At 58.7% G+C, this 26,806-nt stretch carries 23 protein-coding genes; 9 read left to right on the plus strand and 14 right to left on the minus strand.

The window, feature by feature from the left end:
* Positions 1 to 125 precede the first annotated feature (125 nt).
* The 7 genes from GWQ29_RS00915 to GWQ29_RS00945 form a co-directional block, all read right to left on the minus strand.
* Positions 126 to 1,415 carry a nucleotide sugar dehydrogenase gene (locus GWQ29_RS00915; protein WP_265421179.1) on the minus strand — a complete coding sequence of 430 codons (1,290 nt, stop codon included), beginning with the start codon at positions 1,413 to 1,415 and terminating at the stop codon, positions 126 to 128.
* A 177-nt stretch (positions 1,416 to 1,592) separates the two neighbouring features.
* Positions 1,593 to 2,474, minus strand: coding sequence for a glucose-1-phosphate thymidylyltransferase RfbA (gene rfbA, locus GWQ29_RS00920; protein WP_265421177.1), 882 nt, complete (start codon positions 2,472 to 2,474; stop codon positions 1,593 to 1,595).
* A 64-nt stretch (positions 2,475 to 2,538) separates the two neighbouring features.
* Complete coding sequence (gene rfbD / locus GWQ29_RS00925; protein ID WP_275918556.1) at positions 2,539 to 3,483, minus strand: dTDP-4-dehydrorhamnose reductase; 945 nt, start codon at positions 3,481 to 3,483, stop codon at positions 2,539 to 2,541.
* Complete coding sequence (gene rfbB / locus GWQ29_RS00930; protein ID WP_265421175.1) at positions 3,483 to 4,583, minus strand: dTDP-glucose 4,6-dehydratase; 1,101 nt, start codon at positions 4,581 to 4,583, stop codon at positions 3,483 to 3,485. Before rfbB ends, rfbD begins: the two co-directional genes overlap by 1 nt.
* Before the next feature lie 769 nt (positions 4,584 to 5,352).
* A complete protein-coding gene (locus GWQ29_RS00935; RefSeq protein ID WP_265462436.1) occupies positions 5,353 to 6,759 on the minus strand; it encodes an efflux transporter outer membrane subunit in 1,407 nt (468 codons plus the stop codon).
* The gene (locus tag GWQ29_RS00940) at positions 6,752 to 9,901 is read right to left on the minus strand and encodes an efflux RND transporter permease subunit (protein ID WP_275908425.1); all 3,150 of its coding nucleotides are present in this window, start codon (positions 9,899 to 9,901) and stop codon (positions 6,752 to 6,754) included. The genes GWQ29_RS00935 and GWQ29_RS00940 overlap by 8 nt, the downstream gene beginning before the upstream one ends.
* A gap of 17 nt (positions 9,902 to 9,918) precedes the next feature.
* Entirely contained in the window at positions 9,919 to 11,100 is a 1,182-nt protein-coding gene (locus tag GWQ29_RS00945; protein WP_275918557.1) for an efflux RND transporter periplasmic adaptor subunit, read from the minus strand.
* A 143-nt stretch (positions 11,101 to 11,243) separates the two neighbouring features.
* On the opposite strand from GWQ29_RS00945, the gene GWQ29_RS00950 reads away from it, so the two are divergent.
* The 3 genes from GWQ29_RS00950 to GWQ29_RS00960 all read left to right on the plus strand — a co-directional run bounded on the left by GWQ29_RS00950 (position 11,244) and on the right by GWQ29_RS00960 (position 14,053).
* Positions 11,244 to 11,885 carry a TetR family transcriptional regulator gene (locus GWQ29_RS00950; RefSeq protein WP_155603867.1) on the plus strand — a complete coding sequence of 214 codons (642 nt, stop codon included), beginning with the start codon at positions 11,244 to 11,246 and terminating at the stop codon, positions 11,883 to 11,885.
* Between the two features lie 203 nt (positions 11,886 to 12,088).
* Complete coding sequence (locus GWQ29_RS00955; RefSeq protein ID WP_275918558.1) at positions 12,089 to 12,757, plus strand: class I SAM-dependent methyltransferase; 669 nt, start codon at positions 12,089 to 12,091, stop codon at positions 12,755 to 12,757.
* Between the two features lie 117 nt (positions 12,758 to 12,874).
* A complete protein-coding gene (locus tag GWQ29_RS00960; protein ID WP_275918559.1) occupies positions 12,875 to 14,053 on the plus strand; it encodes a dicarboxylate/amino acid:cation symporter in 1,179 nt (392 codons plus the stop codon).
* A 63-nt stretch (positions 14,054 to 14,116) separates the two neighbouring features.
* Here GWQ29_RS00960 and tesB read toward each other — a convergent pair whose 3' ends face one another.
* The 7 genes from tesB to GWQ29_RS00995 all read right to left on the minus strand — a co-directional run bounded on the left by tesB (position 14,117) and on the right by GWQ29_RS00995 (position 19,859).
* Entirely contained in the window at positions 14,117 to 14,980 is an 864-nt protein-coding gene (gene tesB / locus GWQ29_RS00965) for an acyl-CoA thioesterase II (protein WP_125607511.1), read from the minus strand.
* A gap of 204 nt (positions 14,981 to 15,184) precedes the next feature.
* The gene (gene rluB / locus GWQ29_RS00970) at positions 15,185 to 16,108 is read right to left on the minus strand and encodes a 23S rRNA pseudouridine(2605) synthase RluB (RefSeq protein WP_021139995.1); all 924 of its coding nucleotides are present in this window, start codon (positions 16,106 to 16,108) and stop codon (positions 15,185 to 15,187) included.
* Positions 16,109 to 16,250: 142 nt separating this feature from the next.
* On the minus strand, positions 16,251 to 16,820 hold the full coding sequence (gene scpB, locus GWQ29_RS00975) for an SMC-Scp complex subunit ScpB (RefSeq protein ID WP_005319123.1): 570 nt from the start codon (positions 16,818 to 16,820) through the stop codon (positions 16,251 to 16,253).
* A 98-nt stretch (positions 16,821 to 16,918) separates the two neighbouring features.
* Entirely contained in the window at positions 16,919 to 17,803 is an 885-nt protein-coding gene (locus GWQ29_RS00980; RefSeq protein WP_170946482.1) for a ScpA family protein, read from the minus strand.
* Positions 17,796 to 18,416: an L-threonylcarbamoyladenylate synthase gene (locus GWQ29_RS00985; RefSeq protein WP_005319127.1), complete on the minus strand. Its 621-nt coding sequence runs from the start codon at positions 18,414 to 18,416 to the stop codon at positions 17,796 to 17,798. Before GWQ29_RS00985 ends, GWQ29_RS00980 begins: the two co-directional genes overlap by 8 nt.
* 136 nt (positions 18,417 to 18,552) lie before the next feature.
* Complete coding sequence (locus GWQ29_RS00990; RefSeq protein ID WP_087755304.1) at positions 18,553 to 19,434, minus strand: PHP domain-containing protein; 882 nt, start codon at positions 19,432 to 19,434, stop codon at positions 18,553 to 18,555.
* Between the two features lie 221 nt (positions 19,435 to 19,655).
* Positions 19,656 to 19,859, minus strand: a complete 204-nt coding sequence (locus tag GWQ29_RS00995) for a hypothetical protein (RefSeq protein WP_146612888.1) — start codon at positions 19,857 to 19,859, stop codon at positions 19,656 to 19,658.
* Positions 19,860 to 19,870: 11 nt separating this feature from the next.
* Between GWQ29_RS00995 and GWQ29_RS01000 the strand changes: the two genes are divergently transcribed.
* The 6 genes from GWQ29_RS01000 to trpA all read left to right on the plus strand — a co-directional run bounded on the left by GWQ29_RS01000 (position 19,871) and on the right by trpA (position 26,729).
* Positions 19,871 to 21,508: an anthranilate synthase component 1 gene (locus GWQ29_RS01000; RefSeq protein WP_275918560.1), complete on the plus strand. Its 1,638-nt coding sequence runs from the start codon at positions 19,871 to 19,873 to the stop codon at positions 21,506 to 21,508.
* The gene (locus tag GWQ29_RS01005) at positions 21,501 to 22,115 is read left to right on the plus strand and encodes an aminodeoxychorismate/anthranilate synthase component II (RefSeq protein WP_275908432.1); all 615 of its coding nucleotides are present in this window, start codon (positions 21,501 to 21,503) and stop codon (positions 22,113 to 22,115) included. Before GWQ29_RS01000 ends, GWQ29_RS01005 begins: the two co-directional genes overlap by 8 nt.
* Positions 22,116 to 22,125: 10 nt before the next feature.
* Positions 22,126 to 23,139, plus strand: coding sequence for an anthranilate phosphoribosyltransferase (gene trpD / locus GWQ29_RS01010; protein ID WP_275918561.1), 1,014 nt, complete (start codon positions 22,126 to 22,128; stop codon positions 23,137 to 23,139).
* Entirely contained in the window at positions 23,139 to 24,647 is a 1,509-nt protein-coding gene (gene trpCF, locus GWQ29_RS01015; RefSeq protein ID WP_275918562.1) for a bifunctional indole-3-glycerol-phosphate synthase TrpC/phosphoribosylanthranilate isomerase TrpF, read from the plus strand. Before trpD ends, trpCF begins: the two co-directional genes overlap by 1 nt.
* An 85-nt stretch (positions 24,648 to 24,732) precedes the next feature.
* Positions 24,733 to 25,926 carry a tryptophan synthase subunit beta gene (gene trpB, locus GWQ29_RS01020; protein ID WP_131729796.1) on the plus strand — a complete coding sequence of 398 codons (1,194 nt, stop codon included), beginning with the start codon at positions 24,733 to 24,735 and terminating at the stop codon, positions 25,924 to 25,926.
* The gene (gene trpA / locus GWQ29_RS01025) at positions 25,923 to 26,729 is read left to right on the plus strand and encodes a tryptophan synthase subunit alpha (RefSeq protein ID WP_159166802.1); all 807 of its coding nucleotides are present in this window, start codon (positions 25,923 to 25,925) and stop codon (positions 26,727 to 26,729) included. Before trpB ends, trpA begins: the two co-directional genes overlap by 4 nt.
* Positions 26,730 to 26,806 lie beyond the last annotated feature (77 nt).

The following is a 26,806-nucleotide window of genomic DNA, read 5'->3' on the forward strand; positions in this document are numbered from 1 at the left end:
TAGTCGCCAATATGGCACATCATCACAGTTTTAATGGCTAAATTTTTAGTGTATTCAGTCATTCCAATAGTTCATTGAAAATTGCAAGAGGTATCTTATTGCAGCCTCTACAATTGCACCGGAGATTAGAAACGGAAAAGCGTAAACCCAGCCTTGTCACAGGCCTCCCGTGTATAGAGAGCCTTGATATCTGCCAGCACAGGTTGATCAGTACGACAGAACTTGCGTAACTGTTGTGGAGAGAGCTCTCGAAACTCCTGATGACCTACGGCGACAATGAGGCTATCGACTGGAGATTGCTCGCTAATGACACCCAATTCAATACCATACTCATGTTGCACTTCGTCAGTATTAGCCCAAGGATCTATTACGACCACATTCAACCCCCAATTTTTCAGTTCAGTAATCAGGTCAATTACCTTGCTATTACGAATATCGGGACAGTTCTCTTTGAAGGTAATACCCATCACACCAACAACACTGCGAGCAACATCAATACCGTTTTTCAGCATCAGCTTTATGACATTTCTGGCAGCATAACGTGCCATGTTATCGTTGATGCGACGACCTGCAAGAATTACCTGAGGATGATATCCCAACTCTTCGGCCTTGTGCGTCAGATAATAAGGATCAACACCTATACAATGGCCACCAACCATACCAGGACGGAAAGGAAGAAAATTCCATTTGCTACCAGCGGCTTCTAATACTTCTATGGTGTCGATGCCAATACGATCAAAAATGATGGAGAGTTCATTGACGAAGGCAATATTGAGGTCACGTTGACTATTTTCGATCACCTTTGCAGCTTCCGCAACCTTGATACTGGTAGCTGGGAAGGTGCCGGCTGAAATAATAGAGTTGTAAAGCGCATCTACCTCTACAGCAATTTCAGCAGTTGAACCACTAGTGATCTTCTTGATTTTCGTCAGAGTGTTGACCTTGTCACCAGGGTTTATGCGCTCCGGGCTGTAGCCGCAATAGAAGCCTTCATTGAACTTAAGGCCTGAGAACTTCTCCAGCACAGGTACACATATTTCCTCAGTGCAACCTGGATAAACAGTGGACTCATAGATAACGATAGCCCCCTGTTTCAGTGCCTTAGCCACTGTCTCGCTAGCTTTCACCAATGGCGTTAAATCAGGACGGTTAGCTCCATCAATAGGCGTTGGGACGGTAACGATGAAGATGTCACAATCTTTCAAGGCATTCTGGTCACTGCTATAGGTCAGCCTTGTCGCCTGTTTCAGTTCTTCAGGGGTGACTTCAAGAGTACTGTCCTGAAAACTCATCAGTTCATTGATGCGAGATTGGTTAATATCGAATCCAAGTACGGAACGGTATTTCCCAAACTCTACGGCTAAAGGCAACCCAACATAACCTAGCCCAATAATGGCCACTTTCTTGTTTTGCATCTTTACTCCAAAAGAATATAAAAATAAAATAATAAAATGGTTCAAAGTCAGGATAATGGCTTGAAGACTTAATTTGAGAATGACCAATAAACCTTTAAAAGGAGATCTGCATAATATACGGCGTAGTTACTAAAACACTTAAATGAAAAAAGTGAACCCGAACCTAAAAAATACTTGTTATTTCACCTTGGAAACCAATCTCATCAAGTATTGGCCATAAGCATTCTTTATCAATGGCGCAGCTAATAGCTTCACTTGAGCAGCATCAATAAATCCCTGACGGTAGGCTATCTCCTCCGGACAAGAGACTTTTAGTCCTTGTCGAGTTTCAATGGTCTGAATAAAGTTGCTCGCCTCAATCATGCTCTCGTGAGTACCGGTATCAAGCCAGGCATAGCCACGACCCATCATGGCCACCGACAGATTTCCTTGCTCAAGATAAATTCGATTGATGTCTGTAATTTCCAGTTCGCCGCGAAGAGATGGCTTCAAGTTCTTGGCTATTTCCACAACATTGTTGTCATAAAAATAGAGACCCGTTACCGCATAGTTGCTCTTCGGCTCTTGCGGTTTCTCTTCCAGGGAAATGGCAATCCCCTCGTCATCAAACTCTACTACACCATACCGCTCTGGGTCATATACATGGTAGGCAAATACGGTCGCTCCACTGGGAGTGTCTGCGGCTGACACCAACTGTCTCTGCAAATTGTGGCCGTAAAATATATTATCGCCCAAGACCAGAGCACATGCATCTGAACCAATAAACTCTTCACCCAAAATAAACGCTTGTGCCAAACCATCCGGGCTCGGTTGTACCTTGTATTGCAAATTCAACCCCCACTGACTGCCATCACCCAGCAGCTGTTCAAAACGGGGGGTATCTTGTGGCGTACTAATTATCAAGATATCCCGTATTCCCGCCAGCATCAGGGTACAGAGTGGGTAGTAAATCATTGGTTTGTCATAAATGGGTAGCAGCTGCTTGCTGACTGCCATGGTGACGGGGTAGAGACGAGTGCCTGACCCACCGGCCAGAATAATACCTTTACGTTTGGTCATAATGCTTCATTTCTTATATTTGAATTATTTAACCATGAAAAAGTGTGGCCAAGCGCCACTTCTTTTACCCTTTATTACTATCGACAAGACACGAAATCCCCTTGTCTCGCTTGCCATCCTCATATTGACTCAGGATCTCTACCAGCATCCGCTCGACACCAACAGTCCAGTCTGGTAGCACCAGACTGAATGTTCGCTGGAACTTGCTCGTATCCAGGCGTGAGTTATGAGGCCGCTTGGCAGGCGTCGGAAATTCACTGGCCGGCACAGCATTGAGTTGCGTGACCGACAGTTCAACCCCTGCCTCTCTAGCTTTGGCAAACACCAGCTGGGCATAGTCAAACCAGGTGGTGGTACCGGAGGCGACCAGATGATACAGCCCCGCCACCTCTGGTTTGTACTGCGCAATACGGATCGCATGGGCCGTGCAATCGGCCAGCAACTCTGCACCGGTCGGGGCGCCAAACTGGTCATTGATAATCGACATTTCGCTACGCTCTTTGCCAAAGCGCAGCATGGTCCTGGCAAAGTTTGCCCCACGGGCGGCATACACCCAGCTGGTGCGGAAGATAAGATGACGAGTGCAAAGCACAGCTGCGTGTTCCCCTGCCAGCTTGGTTTCACCATAGACGTTGAGCGGTGCGGTCTGATCGCTCTCGACCCAGGAGCGCTCGCCACTGCCATCAAATACGTAGTCAGTGGAGTAGTGCACCAACCAAGCACCCAGTGCCTCTGCTTCTTTGGCAATCGCAGCAACACTGGTGGCATTGAGCAATTGGGCCAGCGCCCGCTCGCTCTCGGCCTTATCAACCGCAGTGTAAGCGGCAGCATTGACAATCATATCCGGCTTGAGCAGACGTACCGTCTCGGCGACACCGGCAGGATTAGCGAAATCACCGCAATAATCGGTGGAGTCAAAATCCACCGCTGTAATATGTCCTAGTGGCGCCAATGCTCGGTGAAGCTCCCAGCCCACCTGGCCATTTTTACCAAATAACAGGACATGCATCAGGCACGCCCATCGTAATTCTGCTCAATCCAGGATTGATAGGCACCGCTCTTCACGTTATTAACCCACAGCTGGTTATCCAAGTACCACTGTACCGTCTTGCGGATGCCGGACTCGAAGGTCTCTTGCGGTTGCCAGTTCAGCTCGGCGCTCATCTTGCTGGCGTCGATGGCATAGCGGCGATCGTGACCGGGGCGATCCGCCACATAGGTAATTTGATCGCGGTAAGAACCAGCCTTGGGGACCATCTCGTCGAGCAAATCGCAGATGGTGTGGACCACATCCAGATTCTGCTTCTCGTTGTGACCGCCGATGTTGTAGGTCTCCCCTACCAAGCCAGTAGTCACCACCTTGTAGAGCGCGCGAGCATGATCTTCTACGTAGAGCCAATCACGGATCTGGTCACCCTTGCCATAAACCGGCAGTGGCTTGCCATCCAGCGCATTCAGGATCACCAGCGGGATCAGCTTCTCGGGGAAGTGGTAGGGGCCATAGTTGTTGGAGCAATTGGTGACCAGGGTCGGCAGGCCGTAAGTTCGGCGCCAGGCGCGGACCAGATGGTCGCTGGAGGCCTTGGAGGCCGAATAGGGGCTGCTGGGGGCGTAAGGAGTGGTTTCGGTAAAGAGCGGCAGTGGCTTATTCCACAAGGGATGACCGGCACTCACCTCATCCGGATGGGGCAGATCGCCATACACCTCGTCGGTGGAGATGTGGTGGAAGCGGAAAGCCGCTTTGCGTGTATCGTTCAATTCGTTCCAGTAAGCGCGCGCCGCTTCCAGCAACGTATAGGTGCCAACAATATTGGTTTCGATGAAATCGGCAGGCCCCGTGATGGAGCGATCGACATGGCTCTCGGCCGCCAAATGCATCACGGCATCCGGTTGATGCAGAGCAAACACCCGATCCAGTTCACCACGGTTGCAGATATCCACCTGCTCGAAAACATAACGCTCACTGGCAGCCACGTCGGCCAGGGACTCCAGATTCCCCGCATAGGTGAGTTTGTCGAGATTGACCACGGCATCCTGCGTGTTTCGAATAATATGACGAACAACCGCCGACCCGATAAAGCCAGCGCCACCAGTGACAAGGATTTTCATAGGTATGCTCTTGAAATGAATATAAAAAATGAAGGTAAAACGAGTTGCAACAATGAGACTGGAGACAAGGATAAACTTGTCTGACCGGCAGATTTCTGACTATCAAGGGGAAAAGTGCAATGGCTACCGCCCCTGAGTTACAGCTCCCAGTTCGCTGATTTTAACCAGAATGAGTGTGCTGTTGGCCATCATGCCCTCCAGCTTGTGATGTAGCGGCTACTACCCTTGCCAACTACTTGCTTAATAAGGTTCGATGAGACGTTGATGTTCGAACCTATCTTATTGAGCTATTCCATTTCAACGATAGCGATGGATTCTAACGCCTTTAGCGATCTGTTGCACCGTCAGATCTGACCCTTGATCTGGTTAATGCGTCATCCTGGCTCACTCTCTTTCCGTTCCTGCTCTTTGCTTATATAAGGCGAGGACAGTTGCGGCTAGTCTTTCGCTTGTTGAGTTACTATTTCTTTGATCTTAAACGCAAAAATGAATTTTTTACTCACCAGGTCTTGCGGCAAGCACTAATATGTATGGTCCTGAAAGGGTCTTACCTATCTTCCGAACACTGTTCAAGTACCATTTTGCGGTGTTGCAGCCCATTCACATACTGCTCAATGAGCTGGACATCGGAAACAGGGGTCCCAACTTGATAAAGCACGACGCATTATGTCATCAAGGTGCCATATGCATATGATCTTGCTCAAAAAAACAGGGCGAACCGGATGGTTCGCCCTGTGGCTATACGATAACCCAAAGTGGGAGGTAATCGCTACTGCTGCTCCGTCGTCGTGCCGGGGGCTTGCCAACCACCACCTATGGCCTTGTAGAGCGCCACCTGGTTGGTCAGCTGGGCCAGACGGGTGCTGATCAGGCCCTGCTTGGCACTGAACAACGAACGCTGGGCATCGAGCCGGGTCAGGTAACTGTCCACACCTTGCTCATAACGGAACTCCGCCAGCTTGAAATAGGTCTGGTTGGCTTCGACCAGAGCCTGCTGTGCCTGCAACTGCTGCTGATAGTCCGACTGGGCACCGAGGGTATCCGCAACCTCCTTGAAGGCGGTCTGGATGCTCTTCTCGTAGCTCGCCACCGCCTGCCGGGTACTCACTTCAGCCACATCAAGATCGGCGATACGTTTCCCACCGTCGAAGATGGGCAGGTTGATCTGGGGGATAAACGACCAGGTGCCGGTTCCTCCGTCAAACAGGCCGCTCAGCTGGTTGCTGGCCGTCCCCGCCGTCGCGGTGAGCGAGATGGAGGGGAAGAAGGCGGCGCGCGCCGCGCCTATATTGGCATTGGCCGCCTTCAGACTGTGCTCGGCGGCCAGAATATCCGGGCGCTGTTGCAGCAAGCTCGAAGGCGCGCCCACCGGGATCGCCGCCAGTTTTACCTCGGCCAGGGTCACTGGCTGGCTGTCCAGCACAGGAACCTGGGTGCCAAGGAGCAGTGCCAGACCATTGCGATCCTGCTTCACCTGGCGTTGGTACTGGGCCAGGCTGACACGGGCGCTTTCCAGTGCGGTACGCCCCTGGGCAAGCTCCATCTCTGAGGCGGCGCCCAGGCGATACTTGTGCTCGGTCAGGCCATAACTCTCCTGCTCGGTCGACAGAGTCGCCTCGCTCAGCGCCAGCAACTCCTGATCCGCCAGCAAGGTGAGATAGGCATTGGCCACCGACGCTATCAGTGCAATCTGGGTGCTGCGCCGGGTCTCAATCTCGGCAAGGTAGGTCTCCAGAGCCTGATCTTTGAGGCTCTGGATCCGGCCAAACAGGTCCAGCTCATAGGCGGTGATGCCGAGATTGGCATCGTACTGGCTGCTGATAGTCCCCTGCCCCGTGCTGCTGAGATCGTCGGATCCCTGCTGGCGGGTGCCCGAGCCGTTCGCTGCCAGGGTCGGCAGTTGTGCCGCCCGCTGAATACGGTACCTGGCTTCATACGCCTCGACGTTGAGCGCCGCGATCCGCAGATCCCGGTTATTCTCCAGTGCGGTGTCGATGAGCCTTTGCAGCGTCGGGTCGAGAAACTGTTGCTGCCAGGGGGAGACGGCCGCCTCCCCTGCTGTCTGATTGCTCTGCCATGAGGCGCCTTGGGGCAATTCGGGTCTTTGATAATCAGGGGCCATGGAACAGGCCCCCAGCAGCAGCGTCACGCTCAAGGCGACCAGTGTCTTAGTCATGATGGGTCTCCTTGGCAAGGGCGGCCCGCTCTTCCCGTGAATTGTGTTTGGTGAAATAGCGAGTCACCAGCACGAAGAACAGCGGCACGAAGAAGATGGCCAGCACGGTCGCACTGATCATCCCCCCCATCACGCCGGTCCCGATGGCGTTACGGCTACTGGCACCGGCACCCGAGCTGATCACCAGCGGCAGTACACCCAGGATAAAGGCGAGAGAGGTCATCAGGATGGGACGCAGACGCAGACGCGCAGCTTCAACCACGGCTTCACCCAAGCCCATTCCCTTGTCGTACAGCTCCTTGGCAAACTCGACGATAAGTATCGCGTTCTTGGCCGACAGCCCTATGGTGGTGAGCAAGCCCACCTGGAAGTAGACGTCGTTCTCCAAGCCCCGCATGGTCGCCGCCAACACGGCGCCCAGGATGCCAAGCGGCACCACCAGCATGACGGAGAAGGGAATGCTCCAGCTCTCGTACAGCGCCGCCAGACAGAGGAACACCACCAGCAGGGAGATGGCGTACAAGGCCGGTGCCTGGGATCCCGCTTGCCGCTCCTGCAGGGAGAGGCCGGTCCACTCGATACCTATCCCTTCCGGCAACTGCTTCACCATCTGTTCGATGGCGGCCATGGCATCACCGGTACTCTTGCCAGGTGCGGCCTCACCTACTATCTCCATCGCCGAGACGCCGTTGTAGCGTTCCAGACGGGGCGAACCAAAGCTCCACTCGGTACTGGCAAAGGCAGAGAAGGGCACCATCTGGCCTGTGCTGTTGCGTACATACCACAGCTTGAGATCTTCCGGGTTCATCCGGAAGGGGGCATCCGCCTGCAGGTAGACCTTCTTGACCCGACCCCGATCGACGAAGTCATTCACGTAAGAAGAACCCCAGGCCGTAGAGAGGGTGCTGTTGATGTCGCTGATGGAGAGGCCCTGCGCCAGCGCCTTCTCGTAGTCGATCTTGACGTCGAGCTGGGGCGTGTCTTCCATCCCGTTCGGGCGCACCCGCACCAGATTGGGGTCCTGCGCCGCCATGCCGAGCAACTGGTTACGGGCATCCATCAGCTTCTCGTGACCCAGCCCTGCGCGATCTTGCAGGTAGAAGTCAAAGCCGGTGGCCGTGCCCAGTTCAGGAATGGGAGGCAGGTTGAAGGCGAACACCTGGGCTTCCTTGATGCTGAACAGATAACCCATGGCGCGGCCTATGATGGCATTGGCGCTGCGATCCGGGCTGCTGCGCTCTTTCCAGTCTTTCAGCTTGATAAACGCCATGCCGCTGTTCTGGCCGCTACCGGCGAAGCTGAAGCCCGCCACCGTCAGCACGGCTTCAACGTTGTCCTTTTCATTTTTCAGGAAGTAGTCACGCATATCAGCCAGTACTACTTCGGTACGTTGTTTGGTGGCACCGACCGGCAGTTGCACCATGGACATGATGACCCCCTGATCCTCTTCCGGCAGGAAGGAGGTGGGCATGCGCATAAACAGCACTGCCAGCACTGCCAACATGGCCGCATAGATGATGCCGTAGCGAACCCCCTGCTTGAGCACTTTGCGCACACCGCTTTGATAACGGTTTGCGCCTGAATCAAAGACGCGGTTAAACCAGCCAAAAAAGCCGCGTTTGACACCATGCTCGCCATGCTTGATCGGTTTGAGCAAGGTGGCACACAAAGCAGGCGTCAGGATCAGGGCCACCAGCACAGACAACACCATGGCCGAAACGATGGTGAGAGAGAACTGGCGATAGATGGCACCGGTCGAACCACCAAAGAAGGCCATGGGCACAAAGACCGCAGAGAGCACCAGAGCGATCCCCACCAGGGCACCGGTGATCTGGGTCATGGACTTGCGGGTCGCCTCCAGCGGGGAGAGCCCCTCCTCGCTCATCAGCCGCTCCACGTTCTCCACCACCACGATGGCATCATCCACCAGCAGGCCTATGGCCAGCACCAGACCAAACATGGTCAGGGTGTTGATGGAGAAGCCGAACGCCGACATGACGCCAAAGGTCCCAAGCAACACAACCGGCACGGCTATGGTCGGGATCAGGGTGGCACGGAAGTTCTGCAAGAACAGATACATGACGCAGAACACCAGGAAGATCGCCTCGATCAGGGTCTGTACCACCTCCTCGATGGAGATCTGCACGAAGGGGGTAGTGTCGTACGGATAGACCACCTTCATGTTGGCTGGGAAGTAGGCGGAGAGCTCGTCCAGCTTGCCGCGGATCTTCTCTGCGGTATCCAGCGCGTTGGCACCGGTCGCCAGCTTGATGGCAACCGCCGCGGTAGACTGGCCGTTGTAGAGCGCATCGGCGTCGTAGTTTTCACCCGCCAGCTCAACCCGTGCCACATCCTGCAAGCGTACCTTGGAGCCGTCCTGATTCACCCGCAGCAGGATATTGTTGAACTCCTCCACGGTGGAAAGACGGGTCTGCCCCATGATGGTGGCAGTAAACTGCTGACTTTCGACCGAGGGCGTGCCCCCCACCTTGCCAAACGCCACCTGGGCATTCTGCGCCTTGATGGCGTTCTGCACGTCCATCGGGGTCATCTGTACCCGGGTGAGCTTGTTCGGATCGAGCCAGACACGCATGGAGTACTGGCTGCCGAACAGTGTGATGTCCCCTACCCCGTCCAGACGGCTCAGCGGCTCCTTGATGTTGGCCACCACATAGTCGGCCAGGTCATCGTTGTTCATGCTGCCGTCACCGGAGATGAAGGCCGCCACCATCAGGAAGCTGCTGGAGGTCTTCTGAACCCGGATCCCCTGCTGCTGAACCTCTTGCGGCAACAGCGACATCGCCTGCTGCAGCTTGTTCTGCACCTGCACCTGGGCGATATCGGGATCTGTCCCCGCCTGGAAGGTAAGGGTCACCGACACATTGCCGGAGGAATCAGATTGAGAAGACATATAGAGCAGGTGATCCAGCCCCGTCATGTTCTGCTCGATGATCTGGGTCACAGAGTCTTCTACCGTCTTGGCAGAAGCTCCCGGATAGCTTGCAGAGATGCCCACGGCGGGCGGTGCAATGCTGGGATACTGGGCGATCGGCAGGCCTATGATGGCCAGGCTCCCTGCCAGCATGATCACCAGGGCAATTACCCAGGCGAAAATGGGTCTGTCTATGAAAAATCGTGCCATGAGGCGACTACTCCATCCTACTTGTTGGCCGGGGTCTGTTCAGACGGCGCGGTGGCCGCCTGTTCAGTGGGCGCGACGACAGCCCCGGGTTGTACCTTTTGCAGACCGGCGACGATCACCCGCTCACCCGTCTTGAGACCGGATTCCACTACCCAGTCACTGCCAACGATGCGGCTCACCTGCACCTCGCGCAGCTCGACCTTGTTGTCCGCCGTCACCACCATGACGGTAGCGCCCCCCTTGGGGGTGCGGGTCACGGCGGTTTGCGGCACCAGCAGCCCTTTTGCACGCTCGCCCTCTTGCAGAGTGGCGCGCATGAACATGCCGGGCAGCAAAAGTTGATGAGGGTTCGGCACTATCACCCGCAGGGTCACCATGCCGGTGGTCTCATCCACGGTCACGTCGGAGAACTGCAATGAGCCCTCTTCGCTGTAGCTGCTGCCATCTTCCAGCTGGAAGCGCACCTTGGCGCCCTTGTTCTCGTCCTGAACGAGCTTGCCATCGGCGATCTGGCGCTTGAGGCGCAGCAGGTCGGCGGTGGACTGACGCACATCCACATACATGGGATCGAGCTGCTGGATGGAGGCAAGGCTGTCAGCCTGCTGGGCTGTCACCAGGGCACCCTCGGTCACAGCTGACTTGCCGATGCGACCGCTGATGGGGGCCGTGATGCGGGTATAGGCCAGATTGATGTTGGCACTCTGCAAGGCCGCCTTGGCAGCGCCTATCTCGGCCAGTTGCTGCTTCCAGGCGGCATCGGCGTCGTCATACTCCTGGCTGCTGATGGCTTTCACCTTCACCAGTTCGGCATAACGCTTGGCCTTGAGGCGAGCGCTCTGCTCGTTGGCCTGCGCCTTCGCCAGATTGGCCTTGGCACTGGCCACGTTGGCCTGATAAACCGCAGGGTCGATCTGATAGAGCAGTTGCCCGGCCTTGACGTCGCTGCCTTCGGTAAACAGACGCTTGAGAATGATGCCACTCACCTGGGGACGCACCTCGGCGACCCGCAGCGGCGCGCTGCGACCGGTCAGCTCAGAGGTGAGTTGCAGCGGTGCCGTGTGCAGGGTCACCACATCCACGGCGGCGGGTGGCATGTCACCCGGCCCTTGCTGGGCACCGCCCTGTTCGCCACAAGCTGCCAGCAGACCACCTGCCAGCAGGGCAAGGCCAACCGAACGTGCGAGAATATGTTTATGCATGGAGAACCTTAACCTTTGTCAGTCAATGAATAACCACAGGGTTTACAGGTCCCTGTTGGTAAAATCGGAAAGATGAGGCAATATACATACATTCATAAATGTATGTAAGTGACTTTTTTTACTTTTACAAGGCGCAGATATCGATGGCCAGAAGAACCAAAGAAGAGGCGCAGCAGACCCGCTGCCACATCATGAGTACGGCCCTTAATCTGTTCTGTTCACACGGCTTGGCCAAGACCAGCCTGACCGATATTGCCAGGGCCGCCGACCTGACCCGTGGCGCCATCTACTGGCACTTCAAGAATAAAGAAGAGCTGTTCGTCTCCTTATGGGAGGAGCTGTGCCAGCCGCTCTCCCACCAGCTCGATGCCTGCGTTGCCGAGCAGGAGCCCAACCCCCTCGGCAAGCTGCGCAGCTTCCTCAAGGAGGTGCTGGTGAAGATCAGTACCAATCCGGCTCATCAGCAGATGTTCACCATCATGTTCAATCTGGAATCGCTGGAAGGGGAAGCCATCTCCCTGCGCGAACATATGCGCGGCCAGGCCGCCAACTTTTTCCGGGATCTTGAGATCACACTGACCAATGCCATCCGCCAGGGTCAACTCCCCAAGACGCTGGATACCCAGCGCGCCGCCACCCTGCTGCACTGCACCCTGGATGGCTACATCATCAACTGGCTGCACTTCCCTGAGCGTATCAACCTGACCCGCGAGGCCGATTTCCTGCTCGACAGCCTGTTTACCCTGATAGCCCTGCCAAACGGCCCGGCCACCTGCCGCCCCTGATCTGCATGGGCCAGCCCCGAGCTGGCCCGCATTCCTTGCTGGCAAGGCGCAACGGGATCTTGCCCAGCTTCTTGCCCAGCCAGGAGGTCGTCACAGCGTCACGGATCAGTGTCCACCCAGGCGGTATTATTTCACTTACCTGAGCCTTTGGTAGCGCGCCGCCAAATTTGCTAGAGTAGCGCCCCCGAAAGAAGGTGCCTGCCATGTCCATATCGCCACTGCCCAGTCATGATGCCTCCTCCAGTCTGCCATCTGTGGTGGATTCAAGCACACTGTCAGCCCGTCAGCGTTTTCTGAAACCGCTGGCGGCAGGCGCCCATCTGCTGGAAGCGGGCTGCGGAGCGGGCGAGGATCTGCTCTTTTTCCGGCAGCAGGGGTTCATGGTCACCGCCTTTGATGCCAGCCTGGCCCAGGCCAAGCTGGCCTCGCGCCGCTGCGGCCAGCCGGTGCGGGTCTGCCGCTTCGAGCAGATGCACAACGTCCTGCCCTTTGACGGCATCTGGGCCAGCGGCTCCCTGCCCTGCCTGGTCAAGGAGGAGCTTGCACCCACCCTGATGCATCTCGCCAGCCTGCTCAAACCCCGGGCGCAGCTCTACTGCTCCTTCCCTTATGACGAGGGCAAACCCGGCAACCCAGTGGCATCCTCACAGGACGAATACCCGCTGCAGACCCGGCTCGATGAAGCCCGCCTGCAACAACTGATCGCCCCCCTGCCGTTTGAGCTGCATCAGTGCTGGTGCAGCGAGGATGCCGAGCACGGCCGCTGGCTGCATGCCCTGCTGATCCGGCTACCCGATTTCCCCCCCACCACGAATCAGTATCGCCGCCGTCGCTTCAAGGGGCCCATCCCCCGCAATTCACCATCCAGCTAACAATATTTAACCCTGAATTAACCAGGTGTTGGAAGACAAGATGCGGCGCTTGTGTTAAAAAGCGGCATTAAAATCAGAATTAAATAACAAATCAGACACTAACACCTGGATTTCCTTATGAAACTTGTCCTCAAACTGGTTGCCGGTATTCTTGCCGGTCTCTTGCTCGGTCTCTACGCCCCGGAATGGGTTGCACGCCTGCTGTTTACGGCCAAGACAGTCATAGGTCAGCTGATCACCTTCACCATTCCGCTCATCATTCTGTTCTTCATCATGAGCGGTATCGCCAGCCTGCCGAAGAACTCCGGCAAGCTGCTGGGCAAGACGGTGGCGCTCTCATATTGCTCCACCATACTGGCAGGTCTGTTCGCCTTCACAGTGGCAAGCCATCTGATCCCGCTGCTGACCACAGCCGCCGAGCCCACCACGGAAACCGCCGTCAAGCTCAGCTCCTACATCAGTCTGGAGATACCACCGCTGTTCGGGGTCATGTCTGCCCTGGCCGCCGCCTTCGTGTTCGGCATCGGCATCAGCGCCACCCAGGCCACCGACCTGCGCCGGGTCGCCGATCAGGGCCGTGACATCATAGACCGCCTGCTGGCCCGCGTGATCATTCCGCTGCTGCCACTCTACATCGCCGGAGTCTTCGTCGAGATGACGGTGGAGGGCACCGTCTTCGCCACCCTCAAGACCTTCGGCGTGGTGCTGGTGATGGCCATCGTCATGCACTGGTTCTGGCTCAGCGTGCTGTTCGTCGGCACGGGTCTGGCGCTCGGTCGCTCACCCGCCATGCTCATCAAGAACATGCTGCCCGCCTACTTCACCGCTCTCGGCACCATGTCCAGCGCCGCCACCATTCCGGTTGCCCTGCAGGCCAGCAAGAACAACGGCGTGAGCCATGGCATCGCCAACTTCACAGTGCCGCTGTGCGCCACCATCCACCTGTGTGGCTCCACCATCACGCTGGTGACCTGCGCCACCGCCGTCATGTTCCTCTCCGAGCACCTGGCCATTCCCGGCTATGGCACCATGCTGCCCTTCATCATGATGCTGGGCGTCATCATGATAGCCGCACCGGGCGCACCGGGTGGCGGCGTCATGTCGGCCCTGGGTCTGCTCACCTCCATGCTGGGTTTCGGGGAAGCCTCTATCGCCCTGATGATCGCCCTCTACCTGGCGCAGGACAGCTTCGGCACCGCCTGCAACGTCACAGGTGACGGCGTCATCGCCCTGTGGGCCGACCGTTTCGCCCAGGGTGGGGAAGCGCAGCTCGCCCCCGAGCGTGAAACGGCCTGACTGCCGGTTCGGAAAACAAAACGGGAGCCACTGGCTCCCGTTTTTTATGGCTGGCATCTGAGGTCAACCGCGTCGGCGGATCACCCCTTCCTGCGCCGTGCTCGCCACCAGCACCCCATCGCGGGTAAAGAACTGGCCGCGCACCAGACCACGGCCTGCGCTGGCACTGGGGCTGTCCACCACGTAGAGCAGCCAGTCATCCAGCCTGAAGTCCCGGTGGAACCACATGGAGTGATCTATGGTGGCCACCTGCATGTCCGGCTCCCAGTAAGAGACGCCATGGGGCTGCAGGGCGGTAAACAGGAAGTGGAAATCGGAGGCATAGGCCAGCAGGTACTTGTGGACCCGCTGATCGTCCGGCATCTGGCCGTTGGCCCTGAACCAGACATGGCGCAGCGGCTCGTGTACATCCGGACGGATCGGGTCGACCAGGGTCACAGGGCGAATTTCGATGGGCTTCTCGCACATGATCTTGTCGCGCAGGGCGGGCGGGATCTGATGCTCGTAGGGACGCACCAGCTCCAGTTCGCTCTTGAGCTGCTCGGGTGGGGTGATCCCCGCCGGCATGCTGATCTGATGCTCGAACCCTTCGGCCTCGACCTGAAACGAGGCGTTGAGATAAAAAATGGGCTTGCCACCCTGGATGGCCTTGACCCGGCGGGTAGAGACGGTCTGACCGTCACGGATATTCTCCACGTCGTAGATGATGGGACGATTGGCATCACCGGGGCGCAGGAAGTAGGAGTGAAAACTGTGCACCTGACGATCGGCGGCCACCGTCTGTTTGGCGGCTGACAAGGCCTGCCCCATTACCTGTCCGCCAAACACGGCCCGCAGACCGAGATCCTGGCTCTGGCCCCGAAACAGGCCCTCCTCGATTTTCTCGAGCGCCAGCAGGGCCAGCAGCTCATCCAATACCTTGCTCATTATTATCTCCTGTATCAGTGCCGCAAAGGCTAACAAGCCCGCTCTGGCAGAGCAACCTTGCCCCTCTCCCCCAGCGGGTCCGTCGGGTGGTTTAATTCAGCAAGGAGGGGATTGGAATAATAAGCGGCAAACATCAGCAACAAAAAGGCCCGCCTGAGAGGCGGGCCTTTTTGTTGCATGAACCCATGAGGCTCAGCGCAATGCTTACTTGCTGCCGGTACCCGAGTTGCGGGTAGAGGAAGTCGGCTTGCGACGGGCCGTGGTGCTGCGGGCGCGCGGCTCCATACCCTGCATGTCCTTGTGACGCTTGACGGCACGACGGATCTGGGCAGCCTGCTTGTGACGGGTGCTCTTGCCATCCTGCTGCAGGTCGACCTTGGATTCGGTCTCCGGCGGCATGTTGACCAGGCCGCGCAGGTAGTTCACTTCCGGCAGTTTCAGCTCCTGCCAACCACCGCGGGGGATGCCACGATCCAGGGTGACATCGCCGTAGCGCACCCGCATCAGGCGGCTCACCTGCACTTCCTGGGATTCCCACAGGCGGCGCACTTCACGGTTGCGACCTTCGGTCAAGGTGACGTTGAACCACTGGTTCAGACCTTCACCGCCGGCCGGTTTGATCTTGTTGAACTTGGCCATGCCATCTTCCAGCTGCACGCCTTTGCGCAGGCGCTGCAACATGGCTTCGGTGATCTCGCCAAACACGCGCACCGCGTATTCGCGCTCCACTTCGTGGCTCGGGTGCATCAGGCGGTTGGCCAGTTCACCGTCTGTGGTGAACAGCAACAGGCCTGAGGTATTGACGTCGAGACGGCCAACCGCGATCCAGCGGGCGCTGTCCAGCTTGGGCAGACGATCGAACACGGTCGGACGACCTTCCGGATCATGACGGGTACACATCTCCCCTTCGGGCTTGTGATACGCCAGCACACGGCAGATCATCTCTTCCTCGGCACGGGTCTTGACCGTATGGCCATCGACACGGATCACGGCGTTCACTTCGACGCGATCTCCCAGTGTGGCGACCTTGCCATCCACACTGACCCGACCTGCGGTGATCAGGGCCTCCATCTCACGACGGGAGCCGTGACCCGCGCGGGCCAACACTTTTTGCAGTTTTTCACTCATCGGGGTTACCTGATTGTTGATCGCTGCCCGCCAGCATAACGGGCAACGTTGACTACTGTGCCAGATCCCGTCAGGGCAATCCGGCACCACTTTGATCATTAAGAGACCTGGCCCACGCCTTGGCAAATGCCAACAACATGGATCAGGTTTCACGGCCCTCAGCCGGCATAACGGCCAGGGGGGTTTGCAGTTCAGGATCCAGCTCGGGGAGCTGCTCCAGGCTCTGCAGATTGAAATAATCCAGAAATTCCCGGGTGGTGGCGAGCAGCTCCGGGCGACCCACCACCTCCTTGTGACCGACGCTGCGCACCCAGCCACGGTCTTTCAGGGTATTCACGATCTGGCTCGACACCGCCACCCCGCGGATGGCTTCGATCTCGGCCCGGGTGATGGGCTGACGATACGCAATCAGTGTCAGCGTCTCCATCACGGCGCGCGAATAACGGGGAGCCCGTTCACTCCAGAGCCTTGAAAGCTCCTCGGCATACTCCTGGCGCGCCTGAAAGCGCCAGCCGGAAGCAACTTCTTTAAGCTCCACTCCCCGCTCGCTGTAATCCTGCCGCAATTCGGCCAGCAGCAGCTGAATATAGCGGCCGGTGACGGGGTAATCAGCCAGCACACCGCTTTTCAGCTCGCTCACGGTCAAGGGGCGCCCGGCAATAAAAATCGCGGCTTCGACTAGCGTCTTGAGTCGTTCAGCAGGCAGTGCCACGGTCACCCTCCTTGCTCATGACGTCAGGCTGGCTGGGCAACGGGAAATGCACGTAACCCCCGGCAAATTGGCTGCGAGGAAATGACAAAGAAAACAACTCAGTGCGCATGTTCACGCTCCCCGGTCTCCTCTTGGCTCGCCAGGGCAAAATGGATCGGACCCAGGGGTTCAGCCTGCAGGATCCAGATCAGGGACTCCTTGCACAGCTCCAGCAGCGCCAGAAACGTCACCAGTACCCCCATGCGTCCCTCTTCCATTTTGAGTACCTGTTCCAGCCGCAATGTCTGGCCCAGAGAGAGCATGGCCAAGATCTCCGCCATGCGCACCCGGGTCGGGATCTGCTCACGGCGGATCTGGTGATGTTCGAAATGAGTCGCGCGTTTTACCACACTTTGCATGTAAAGGGCGAGCTCAACCAGTGAAACATCGGGAGTCAGTGGCTTGAGAGAGCCGAAATCCGGCGGCAGGGCGGCGGCGATATAAATCTCCCGCTCCACTCGTGGCAAGGCATTGAGGCGCTCGCCCCCCACCTTGAAGCGCTCATATTCCTGCAGTCGACGAATAAGGGTGACGCGGGGATCTTCTCCCTCCTCTTCGTCCTCAAGTTCGGGGGCTTTGGGCAGCAAAAGACGGGATTTGATCTCCGCGAGCCAGGCCGCCATCAGCAGATATTCAGCCGCCAGCTCCAGATTGAGCCCCTGCATCAGCTCCACGTACTCCATGTACTGGGCGGTGATCTGCAGGATCGGCAGGTTCAGGATATCCAGCTGCTGACGCCGAATGAGATAGAGCAGCAGATCGAGGGGCCCCTCGAAGGTATCGAGAAACACTTCCAGCGCATCGGGCGGAATAAACAGATCCTGGGGCAGCTCATGATAGGGCTGCCCCAGCACTTTCGCGATGGGGGATGGGGCAAGCCCCTCCCCCATGGTGACCTGTGCTGGCGTGGCCATCACAGGTGCCGGGTCGGCAGTATCACTCAAACGGCGTGGGATCCCCGGCACCGCGACGACGCAGTACTGTCTCGTCGTCGGAGAAATCCACCACTGTGGTGGGCTGCTCGCCCAGATAGCCACCGTTGACCACCAGATCCAGCTGTTTGCCCAGCTTGTCGAAGATCTCTTCCGGATCAAACTCCGCCATCTCCGAACCCGGCAGGATCAGGGTGGTGGAGAGCAGCGGCTCACCGAGCGCTTCCAGCAGGGCCAGCGCTATGTTGTTGGCCGGCACCCGGATGCCGATGGTCTTCTTCTTCTCGTTCATCAGGCGGCGCGGCACTTCCTTGGTCGCCTTGAAGATGAAGGTGTAGGGCCCGGGTGTGTTGCCCTTGACCAGACGAAACGCAGTGTTGTCCACCTTGGCATAGGTGGAGATCTCGGAGAGATCCCGGCACACCAGGGTGAAATCGTGGGTGGGGTCAATGCGACGGATGCGGCAGATGCGCTCCAGCGCGCCCTTGTCACCCATCTGGCAACCGAGCGCATAGCCGGAATCAGTCGGATAGGCAATGACGCCGCCGTTCTGGATGATCTGCACCGCCTGACCGATCAGGCGGGCCTGGGGGTTTTCCGGGTGTACGTAAAAATGCTGACTCATAGCTCGTTCTCGCAATGGGGGCGGCAATGCCTGCCCGCTCGTATGGTCACGGGTTCCAGACCCATGACGCTACCTTAACCTGTTTGACGCCGGTTTACCCTCCCATGCAACAGAGGGCCAACCGGCAGACCCTGTGCTAGCGACTGGCCAGCAGGGTAGCGTGCTGCTCGGTGGTGAGACCAAAGTGGTCCGGATAGGCCAGCCAGAGCGGCATGCCTTCTTTTGGCAGCCAGAGGTGGCGGCCCAGCTCGGTCCAGCTGGACGGAAAATGAAAATCAGACCCCACCGAAATATAGAGGTCGTGATCCTTGGCCCACTGGCCCAGATTGGCCCGTTCCTGCGGACTCTGCTGGGGAAGTGACACCTCCATGGCATCGCCACCGGCCGCCTTGAAGGCCACCAGCAGCCGCTTGATCCACTTGGCGGTGAGATCGTAACGGCTGGGGTGAGCCAGTACCGCCAACCCACCGGCGGCGTGAATGGCGGTGATGGCTTCGCTCATCTCGGGCCATTCGGCCGGGGCATACCCTTTATTGCCACGGCTCAGGTACTTTTTGAATACCTTCTGCATGTTGTCGGCCACACCGCGCGCCACCAGCACACGGGCAAAATGGGCCCGGGTCACGGCAGCATCACCGGCCAGCGCCTTGGCCTCTTCATAGGTGCCGGGGATGAGGCACTTCTCCAGACGGCGCCCTATTTCCAGCGCGCGCGTCTCGCGGCGAGCCCGTTGACCCGCCAAAAACGCCACCAGCTGCGGATTTTTTTCATCCACCCCCAGCGCCACCACATGGATCTCGTGGTGCTCCCAGCCGGTGGAGATCTCGACCCCGCTTACCAGTCGCAGCGGCAGCTGCTCGGCTTCGATGGTACGGCGTACTTCATCAAGCCCGTCAAGGGTGTCATGGTCAGTGACTGCTAACACCTCGACCTGTTTTTCGGCGGCGCGGCGCACCAGATCGGCGGGGCTCAGCACGCCGTCGGAGGCAGTGGTATGGCAGTGAAGATCGAATCTCATCAGGTTATTCCGCTCTCATGGTCAGGTCCCCATCGGGATAGATAGGCAAAAAAGCGACTTGACTTGGCCGCGGCTTTATCGTTTTCTGTAGGCACTTCATTGCAAACATCTTTTTACAGGACTTTATCATGCAAACGACTTCCATCCTGACCATCTGGTGGTGGCACACTCCCTGACATGCGGGCGTGTGGTCGTTGCTGTATCTGTAATCTGACAGCAAATTAAGAACCCAAAGAAAAAGCCCGCTGACCCCAGCGGGCTTTTTTATTATCCGGCAAATGGACCTGTGATGAAACCGAGAATTCAGACAAGAACACTGACATGGCGATGGCAACCCTACTGAAGCTGCCAAACCAACGTAATTTCCAAGGCATTTTTTCAAGGTATTCAACGTCATGAACATCGGTAAAACGCATCACACGCAAGGGAACGCACTATGACCGTCAATACGACTCGCTTGCCCCTGGGTGAATTCGATACCCTCAAGCTCAATGCCCCCTATGTGGCTGACCCGCTGGCGCTCTATACCCAGCTCTGCCAAGGGCGCCCCAACAACCTGCTGCTGGAATCGGTCGAGATCGACTCCAAGGCCGGCAAGCAGAGCCTGCTGCTGGTCGATGCCTGCCTGCGCATCGAATGCCGTGGCCGCACTGTGCGGGTTCGCACCCTGAACGACAACGGCGCCCAGTTGCAGAGCCTGCTGGCCGAGCGTCTGCCCGCCGTCATCAGCCAGACACTGGTGGATGGCGAGTTGCAGCTCGACTTCCCCGCCTCCGATCGGGCACTGGATGAAGACAGCCGCCTCAAGGGAACCAGCGTGCTGGACGTGCTGCGCACCCTGCAACAGGAGCTGCAGTGCCAGCTGGGTAAAGAGGCACTGTTTATGGCGGGCAGCTTCGCCTATGACCTGATCGCCTCCTTCGAGGATCTGCCAGAGGTGCCGGAGGGGAGCAACAACTGCCCCGACTACTGCTTCTATGTGGCAGAAACCCTGATCACCATCGACCATATCGAGCGCACCACTCAACTGCTCGCCTGCATCTTTGGCGGCGACAGTAACGAGAGCAATGTGGATGACAGATATACCCGCCTGACTGAACGACTCACCGACTTCAAACAGATTTGCCAGCAACCCCTGAGCGCCGAGCTGACCACCCAGCCCCTGACCGGCGGCATGAGCGTGGACAAGGGTGACAAGCAGTTCTGCGCCGAGGTGGAGAAGCTCAAGGGCTTCATCCGCCGGGGTGACATCTTCCAGGTGGTGCCGTCGCGCTGCTTCTCGCTGCCCTGCCCGAGCCCGCTGGCCGCCTATCGCCGCCTCAAGCAGACCAACCCCAGCCCCTACATGTTCTATGTACAGGATGAGGATTTCACCCTGTTTGGCGCCTCGCCGGAGAGCGCGGTGAAATTCTGCGCCGCCAGCCGCGACGTCGAGATGTACCCCATCGCCGGTACCCGCCGCCGCGGCTTCAACCCGGATGGCAGCATCAACCGGGATCTCGATGGTCGCATCGAGCTGGAGCTGCGCCAGGATGAAAAAGAGGTGGCCGAACACCTGATGCTGGTGGATCTGGGCCGCAACGACATAGCCCGCATCTCGGAGCCGGGCACCCGCTACGTCAAGGAGCTGCTCAAGGTGGATCGCTACAGCCACGTGATGCACCTGGTCTCCAAGGTAGTGGGCACATTGCGCTCCGACCTTGACGCCCTGCACGCCTATCAGGCCTGCATGAACATGGGCACCCTCACTGGCGCCCCCAAGATCCGCGCCAGCGAGCTCATTCGCATGGTGGAAGGCAAGCGTCGTGGCAGCTACGGCGGCGCCGTCGGCTACATCAACGGCGCAGGGGAAATGGATACCTGCATCGTCATTCGCTCGGCGTTTGTCAAAGATGGGATGGCCCATGTGCAGGCCGGTGCCGGTGTGGTCTATGACTCCAAACCCCAGGCCGAAGCGGATGAAACCCGCGCCAAGGCGGCCGCCGTGCTGGCCGCTATCGCCGCCAGCCATGGCACCTCACTGCAAGCCCTGAGCGCCCAGCAGGAGCAACATAAGGACGTGAGCCATGACTGATATCTTCCTGCTCGATAACTTCGACTCGTTTACTTACAACCTCGTCGACCAGTTCCGCTCCCTCGGCTATCCGGTACGGATCTACCGCAACAGCCTGCCCGCGAGCCGCATCATGAGCGAAATTGCCGCCTGCGAAGGGGATGCAGTGCTGGTGCTCTCCCCTGGGCCGGGCGCCCCCCATGAAGCAGGTTGCCTGATTGATCTGATCAAGCTGGCCCGTGGTCAGGTGCCCATCCTCGGCATCTGCCTCGGTCATCAGGCCCTGTGCGAAGCCTACGGCGGCACCGTCGGCGCGGCGGGTGAAATCGTCCACGGCAAGCGCTCCCTGATTGAGCACAACGGCCACGGCGCCTTCGCCGGTCTGCCGAGCCCGCTGCCGGTGGCCCGCTACCACTCGCTGGTCGCCACCTATGTACCGGAAGAGCTGACGGTGATTGCCCACTATCAAGGCATGCCCATGGCCATAGAGCAGCAGGATGAGCGGGTGCTGGGCTTCCAGTTCCACCCGGAATCCATCATGACCTCGGAAGGGGCCCGTCTGCTGACCCAGGCGCTCGCCCATATCTGTCGTCCAGATAGCCTTTTTTCACGAAGCGACGCGCGGTAAGGAGACCAACATGCATCATCATCTCAACACCCTCTATCAGGGTCAGTCTCTGAGCCGTGAAAGTACCCGTGACGCCTTCGGGCAAGTGGTACGTGGCGAAGTGGATCCCATCGTGCTCGCCAGTTTATTGACCGCCCTCAAGATCAAGGGGGAGACACCGGAGGAGATCGCCGGCGCCGCCGAAGCCCTGCTGGCGGAGGCGCGCGACTTCCCGCGTCCGGATTATGAGTTTTGCGACATAGTCGGTACCGGTGGCGATGGCCTCAACACCATCAACGTTTCCACCACCTCGGCGCTGGTCGCAGCCGCCTGCGGCCTGAAAGTGGCCAAGCACGGCAACCGTTCGGTATCGAGCAAGTCGGGTTCAAGCGATCTGCTCGACAAGATGGGCATCAAGCTCGACATGAGCCCGGCGCAGGCACGCCGTTGCCTGGACGAGCTTGGCATCTGCTTCCTGTTCGCCCCCCAGTACCACGCTGGCGTGCGCCACGCCATGCCGGTGCGTCAGGCCCTCAAGACCCGCACCCTGTTCAACGTGCTGGGGCCGCTCATCAACCCCGCTCGCCCCACCTATCAGCTGATGGGGGTCTATGCCCCCGAGCTGGTGCGCCCCATCGCAGAAACCCTGCTGGCACTGGGGCTGAAAACCGGTATGGTGGTTCACGGCGCCGGGCTCGACGAGATTGCCATCCACGGCCCGACCCAGGTGGCCCAGATCCGTGACGGCGAGATCCGCGAATTCATGATCACCCCGGCTGACTTTGGCCTGGAAACCTATCCGGTCAGCGCCATTCAGGGGGGCGAGCCCGAAGAGAACAGCGCCATCACCGCCGACATTCTGGAAGGGCGTGGCACCCCGGCCCACAACGCCGCCATCGCCGCCAACGTGGCCCCGCTGCTGCTGATGGCGGGCAAGGCCGCGGATCTCAAGAGCGCGGCGGCCGAGGTGCTGGCAGTGCTGGCGAGCGGCAAGGCGGCCGAGCTCGCCGCCCGCCTCGCCACCCTGAGCCATCAGGAGGCATGATGTCAGCCACGAACCAGCACGGCACTCACTCAGGCACTAGCTCAGATCGCCCGCAGGGCAGTACCCAGTTTCGCAAGGATAACGAGATGTCAGACCCCATTGCCCCCCATGCCTACCTGAACATGGCCTCCATCAACCAGACCATTCTCGGCAAAATCGTGGCAGCCAAACAGGCATGGGTTGCCGCCCGCAAGCTGGCCCAGCCTCTTGAAAGTTTCAAGAACGAACTGACCCAAAGCGATCGGGATTTTGTCGGTGCGCTCAAGGCGGGCTCCACCCGCTTTATTCTGGAGTGCAAGAAGGCCTCCCCTTCCAAGGGCTTGATCCGCAATGATTTCAGCCCAGAGGCCATCGCCGATATCTATGGCAAATACGCCACCGCCATCTCTGTGCTGACCGACGAGAAATTCTTTCAGGGGGATTTCGCCTTTTTGCCGCGAGTGCGCGCCCGCGTCCAGCAGCCGGTGCTCTGCAAGGATTTCATGATTGACCCTTATCAGGTCTATCTGGCCCGCCACTATCAGGCGGACGCCATACTGCTGATGCTCTCCGTGCTCACCGACGAGGGCTATCGCGCCCTGTTCGCGGTCGCCAAGGAGCTGGGCCTCGGCGTGCTGACCGAGGTCAGCAATGAGGAAGAGCTGACCCGCGCCATCGCGCTGGGGGCGCCGGTCATCGGCATCAACAACCGGGATCTACGGGACTTGAGCGTGGATCTCAACCGCACCAAGCTGCTTGCCAGAGACATTCCCGCCGATCGGGTCGTGATCAGCGAATCCGGCATCAAGGATCGCACCCAGGTGGCCGACCTTCGCCACCATGCCAAGGGCTTTCTGGTGGGCTCCTCCCTGATGGAGGAAGCCGATCTGGAGGCCGCGGTACGTAAACTTGTTCTGGGCCAGAACAAGGTGTGCGGCCTGACCCGCGCCGACGATGCCGCCGCCGCCCATCAGGCAGGCGCCGTGTTTGGCGGCCTGATCTTTGTTTCCAAAAGCCCGCGCTATGTGGACATTCCCACCGCCCGTACCGTGATGGCGGGTGCGCCGCTCGCCTATGTCGGGGTATTTCGCAACGCCATGCCCGCCACCATAGTCCAGACGGTGGAGGCGCTGGGACTGGCCGCGGTGCAACTGCATGGGGATGAAGACGCCGCCTATATCGACAACCTGCGTCCCCTGTTGCCGGCGACCTGCCAAGTCTGGAAGGCAGTCGGCATCAAAAGTGGCGAGCCGCTGCCCGCCCTCGACTATCCGGCGGATCGTCTGCTGCTGGATACAAAAGTGGGCAGCCAGAGCGGCGGCACCGGTCAGGCATTCGACTGGGCCATGCTGGCCAATCTCGACAAAGCCAAGCTGATGCTGGCAGGCGGCCTGAACCCCGACAACGCCCTGCAGGCGGCAGAGGTCGGCTGCCTCGGCCTTGATTTCAACTCCGGGGTGGAAAGCGCCCCGGGCCAGAAAGATCCACACAAGCTAGCTGCGGCCTTTAGCGCCCTGCGCGGCTTGTAACAATGCCCTTCGCCTCTTTGAAAGCGCAGAGCGATAACACCGAATTTAATATTGTCTTTTTGATTCAAGGTATAAGGAAGAAACCATGACCCTGCTCAACCCGTTTTTTGGTGAATTTGGCGGCATGTATGTGCCCCAAATCCTCATCCCCGCCCTGCTTCAGCTGGAAAAAGCCTTCGTCGATGCCAAGGAGGATCCGGCCTTTATCGCCGAATTTCAGGAGCTGCTGACCGAGTATGCCGGTCGCCCGACCCCGCTCACCCTGACTCGCAACCTGACCAAGGGCACCAAGACTCGCCTCTATCTGAAGCGCGAAGACTTGCTGCACGGCGGCGCCCACAAGACCAACCAGGTACTGGGTCAGGCGCTGCTGGCCAAGCGGATGGGCAAGAGCGAGATCATCGCCGAGACCGGTGCCGGTCAACATGGCGTGGCCACCGCACTGGCCTGCGCCCTGCTCGGCCTCAAGTGCCGGGTCTATATGGGCGCCAAGGATTGCGAGCGCCAGAAGCCCAACGTATTTCGCATGAAGTTGATGGGCGCCACCGTCATTCCGGTGCACTCCGGCTCCTCCACCCTCAAAGATGCCTGCAACGAGGCGCTGCGTGACTGGGCTGCCAACTACGACTCCGCCCACTACCTGCTCGGCACCGCCGCCGGTCCGCACCCCTTCCCCACTATCGTGCGGGAGTTCCAGAAGATGATTGGCGAAGAGGCCAAGGCCCAGTGCTTCAAGAAAGAGGAGCGGCTGCCCGATGCGGTGATCGCCTGTGTCGGCGGCGGGTCAAATGCCATCGGCATGTTTGCCGACTTCATCGACAACAAGGAGGTGCGTCTTATCGGGGTCGAGCCGGGTGGTCACGGCATCGAGAGTGGCGAGCACGGTGCGCCGCTGGGTCACGGCAGCAAGGGGGTCTTCTTTGGCATGCACTCCTACCTGATGCAGGACAAGCAGGGGCAAATTCAGGAGTCCTACTCCGTTTCGGCGGGGCTCGACTTCCCCTCCGTCGGCCCGCAGCATGCCCATCTGGCCTCCATCGGCCGCGCCGAGTATGTCTCCATCACCGACAAGGAGGCGCTGGACGCCTTCCAGGAGCTGGCCAAATCCGAGGGGATTATCCCTGCGCTGGAGTCCTCCCACGCGCTGGCTCACGCCCTCAAGATGGCCCGCAGTGAACCGGAAAAAGAGCAGGTGCTCATCGTCAACCTCTCCGGCCGTGGCGACAAAGATATCTTCACCGTTGCCGACATCTTTGAAAAAGAAGGAACCTTGTCATGAACCGTTACGCACAACTTTTCTCCCGTCTGGATGCGGTCAATCAGGGCGCCTTCGTGCCGTTCGTGATGCTGGGTGACCCCACCCCCGAACTCTCCCTGGCCATCGTCGATGCCCTGGTCGAGGGGGGCGCCGATGCCCTCGAACTCGGCATTCCCTTCTCCGATCCGGTGGCGGACGGCCCCACCATTCAGGGCGCAGCTCTGCGCGCCTTCGAGAGCCACACCACCCCGGACGACTGCTTCGAGCTGCTCGGCCGGATCCGCGCCAAGTACCCGCAACTGCCCATTGGCCTGCTGGTCTACGCCAATCTGGTCTATGTGCGCCAGATCGACGGTTTTTATGAGAAGTGCCAGCAGGCGGGCGTGGATTCGGTGCTGGTCGCCGACGTGCCGGTGCAGATGTGCGCCCCCTACAAGGCGGCCGCCGACAAGTTCGGCATCGACAGCATCTTTATCGCCCCGCCCAATGGCGATGCCGAGACCCTGAAACAGGTGGCGGAGCTGGGCAGTGGTTACACCTATCTGGTGAGCCGCGCTGGCGTCACCGGTGCCGAGACCAAGGCCGGCATGCCGGTGGATGGGCTGATCAATACCCTGCGCGAGTTCAAGGCGCCCCCCACCCTGCTCGGCTTTGGCATCAGCGAACCGACTCAGGTACGCGAAGCGATTGCCGCTGGCGCCGCCGGTGCCATCTCCGGCTCCGCCGTGGTGAAGATCATCGAGACCCACCACCAGAACCCGGAGCATATGCTCACTCGTCTGAAAGAGTTTGTAGAAGGGATGAAGGCCGCGACAAATCGATAAGGGCCGGCATTGGTTACATGCCATTGGCCGTGAGGGGCCGCGTGTCCACATCACGCATAGCGGCAATCACTGCATCG

This window comes from Aeromonas sp. 2HA2, from assembly GCF_029237345.1.
Classification (GTDB): Bacteria; Pseudomonadota; Gammaproteobacteria; order Enterobacterales; family Aeromonadaceae; genus Aeromonas; species Aeromonas salmonicida.

Bases quoted from the DNA above. Each gene is read 5' to 3' on its own strand.
- GWQ29_RS00915 (WP_265421179.1), bottom strand. From the start codon at position 1,415: ATGCAAAACAAGAAAGTGGCCATTATTGGGCTAGGTTATGTTGGGTTG.
- rfbA (WP_265421177.1), bottom strand. From the start codon at position 2,474: ATGACCAAACGTAAAGGTATTATTCTGGCCGGTGGGTCAGGCACTCGT.
- rfbD (WP_275918556.1), bottom strand. From the start codon at position 3,483: ATGCATGTCCTGTTATTTGGTAAAAATGGCCAGGTGGGCTGGGAGCTT.
- rfbB (WP_265421175.1), bottom strand. From the start codon at position 4,583: ATGAAAATCCTTGTCACTGGTGGCGCTGGCTTTATCGGGTCGGCGGTT.
- GWQ29_RS00935 (WP_265462436.1), bottom strand. From the start codon at position 6,759: ATGACTAAGACACTGGTCGCCTTGAGCGTGACGCTGCTGCTGGGGGCC.
- GWQ29_RS00940 (WP_275908425.1), bottom strand. From the start codon at position 9,901: ATGGCACGATTTTTCATAGACAGACCCATTTTCGCCTGGGTAATTGCC.
- GWQ29_RS00945 (WP_275918557.1), bottom strand. From the start codon at position 11,100: ATGCATAAACATATTCTCGCACGTTCGGTTGGCCTTGCCCTGCTGGCA.
- GWQ29_RS00950 (WP_155603867.1), top strand. From the start codon at position 11,244: ATGGCCAGAAGAACCAAAGAAGAGGCGCAGCAGACCCGCTGCCACATC.
- GWQ29_RS00955 (WP_275918558.1), top strand. From the start codon at position 12,089: ATGTCCATATCGCCACTGCCCAGTCATGATGCCTCCTCCAGTCTGCCA.
- GWQ29_RS00960 (WP_275918559.1), top strand. From the start codon at position 12,875: ATGAAACTTGTCCTCAAACTGGTTGCCGGTATTCTTGCCGGTCTCTTG.
- tesB (WP_125607511.1), bottom strand. From the start codon at position 14,980: ATGAGCAAGGTATTGGATGAGCTGCTGGCCCTGCTGGCGCTCGAGAAA.
- rluB (WP_021139995.1), bottom strand. From the start codon at position 16,108: ATGAGTGAAAAACTGCAAAAAGTGTTGGCCCGCGCGGGTCACGGCTCC.
- GWQ29_RS00985 (WP_005319127.1), bottom strand. From the start codon at position 18,416: ATGAGTCAGCATTTTTACGTACACCCGGAAAACCCCCAGGCCCGCCTG.
- GWQ29_RS00990 (WP_087755304.1), bottom strand. From the start codon at position 19,434: ATGAGATTCGATCTTCACTGCCATACCACTGCCTCCGACGGCGTGCTG.
- GWQ29_RS01000 (WP_275918560.1), top strand. From the start codon at position 19,871: ATGACCGTCAATACGACTCGCTTGCCCCTGGGTGAATTCGATACCCTC.
- GWQ29_RS01005 (WP_275908432.1), top strand. From the start codon at position 21,501: ATGACTGATATCTTCCTGCTCGATAACTTCGACTCGTTTACTTACAAC.
- trpD (WP_275918561.1), top strand. From the start codon at position 22,126: ATGCATCATCATCTCAACACCCTCTATCAGGGTCAGTCTCTGAGCCGT.
- trpCF (WP_275918562.1), top strand. From the start codon at position 23,139: ATGTCAGCCACGAACCAGCACGGCACTCACTCAGGCACTAGCTCAGAT.
- trpB (WP_131729796.1), top strand. From the start codon at position 24,733: ATGACCCTGCTCAACCCGTTTTTTGGTGAATTTGGCGGCATGTATGTG.
- trpA (WP_159166802.1), top strand. From the start codon at position 25,923: ATGAACCGTTACGCACAACTTTTCTCCCGTCTGGATGCGGTCAATCAG.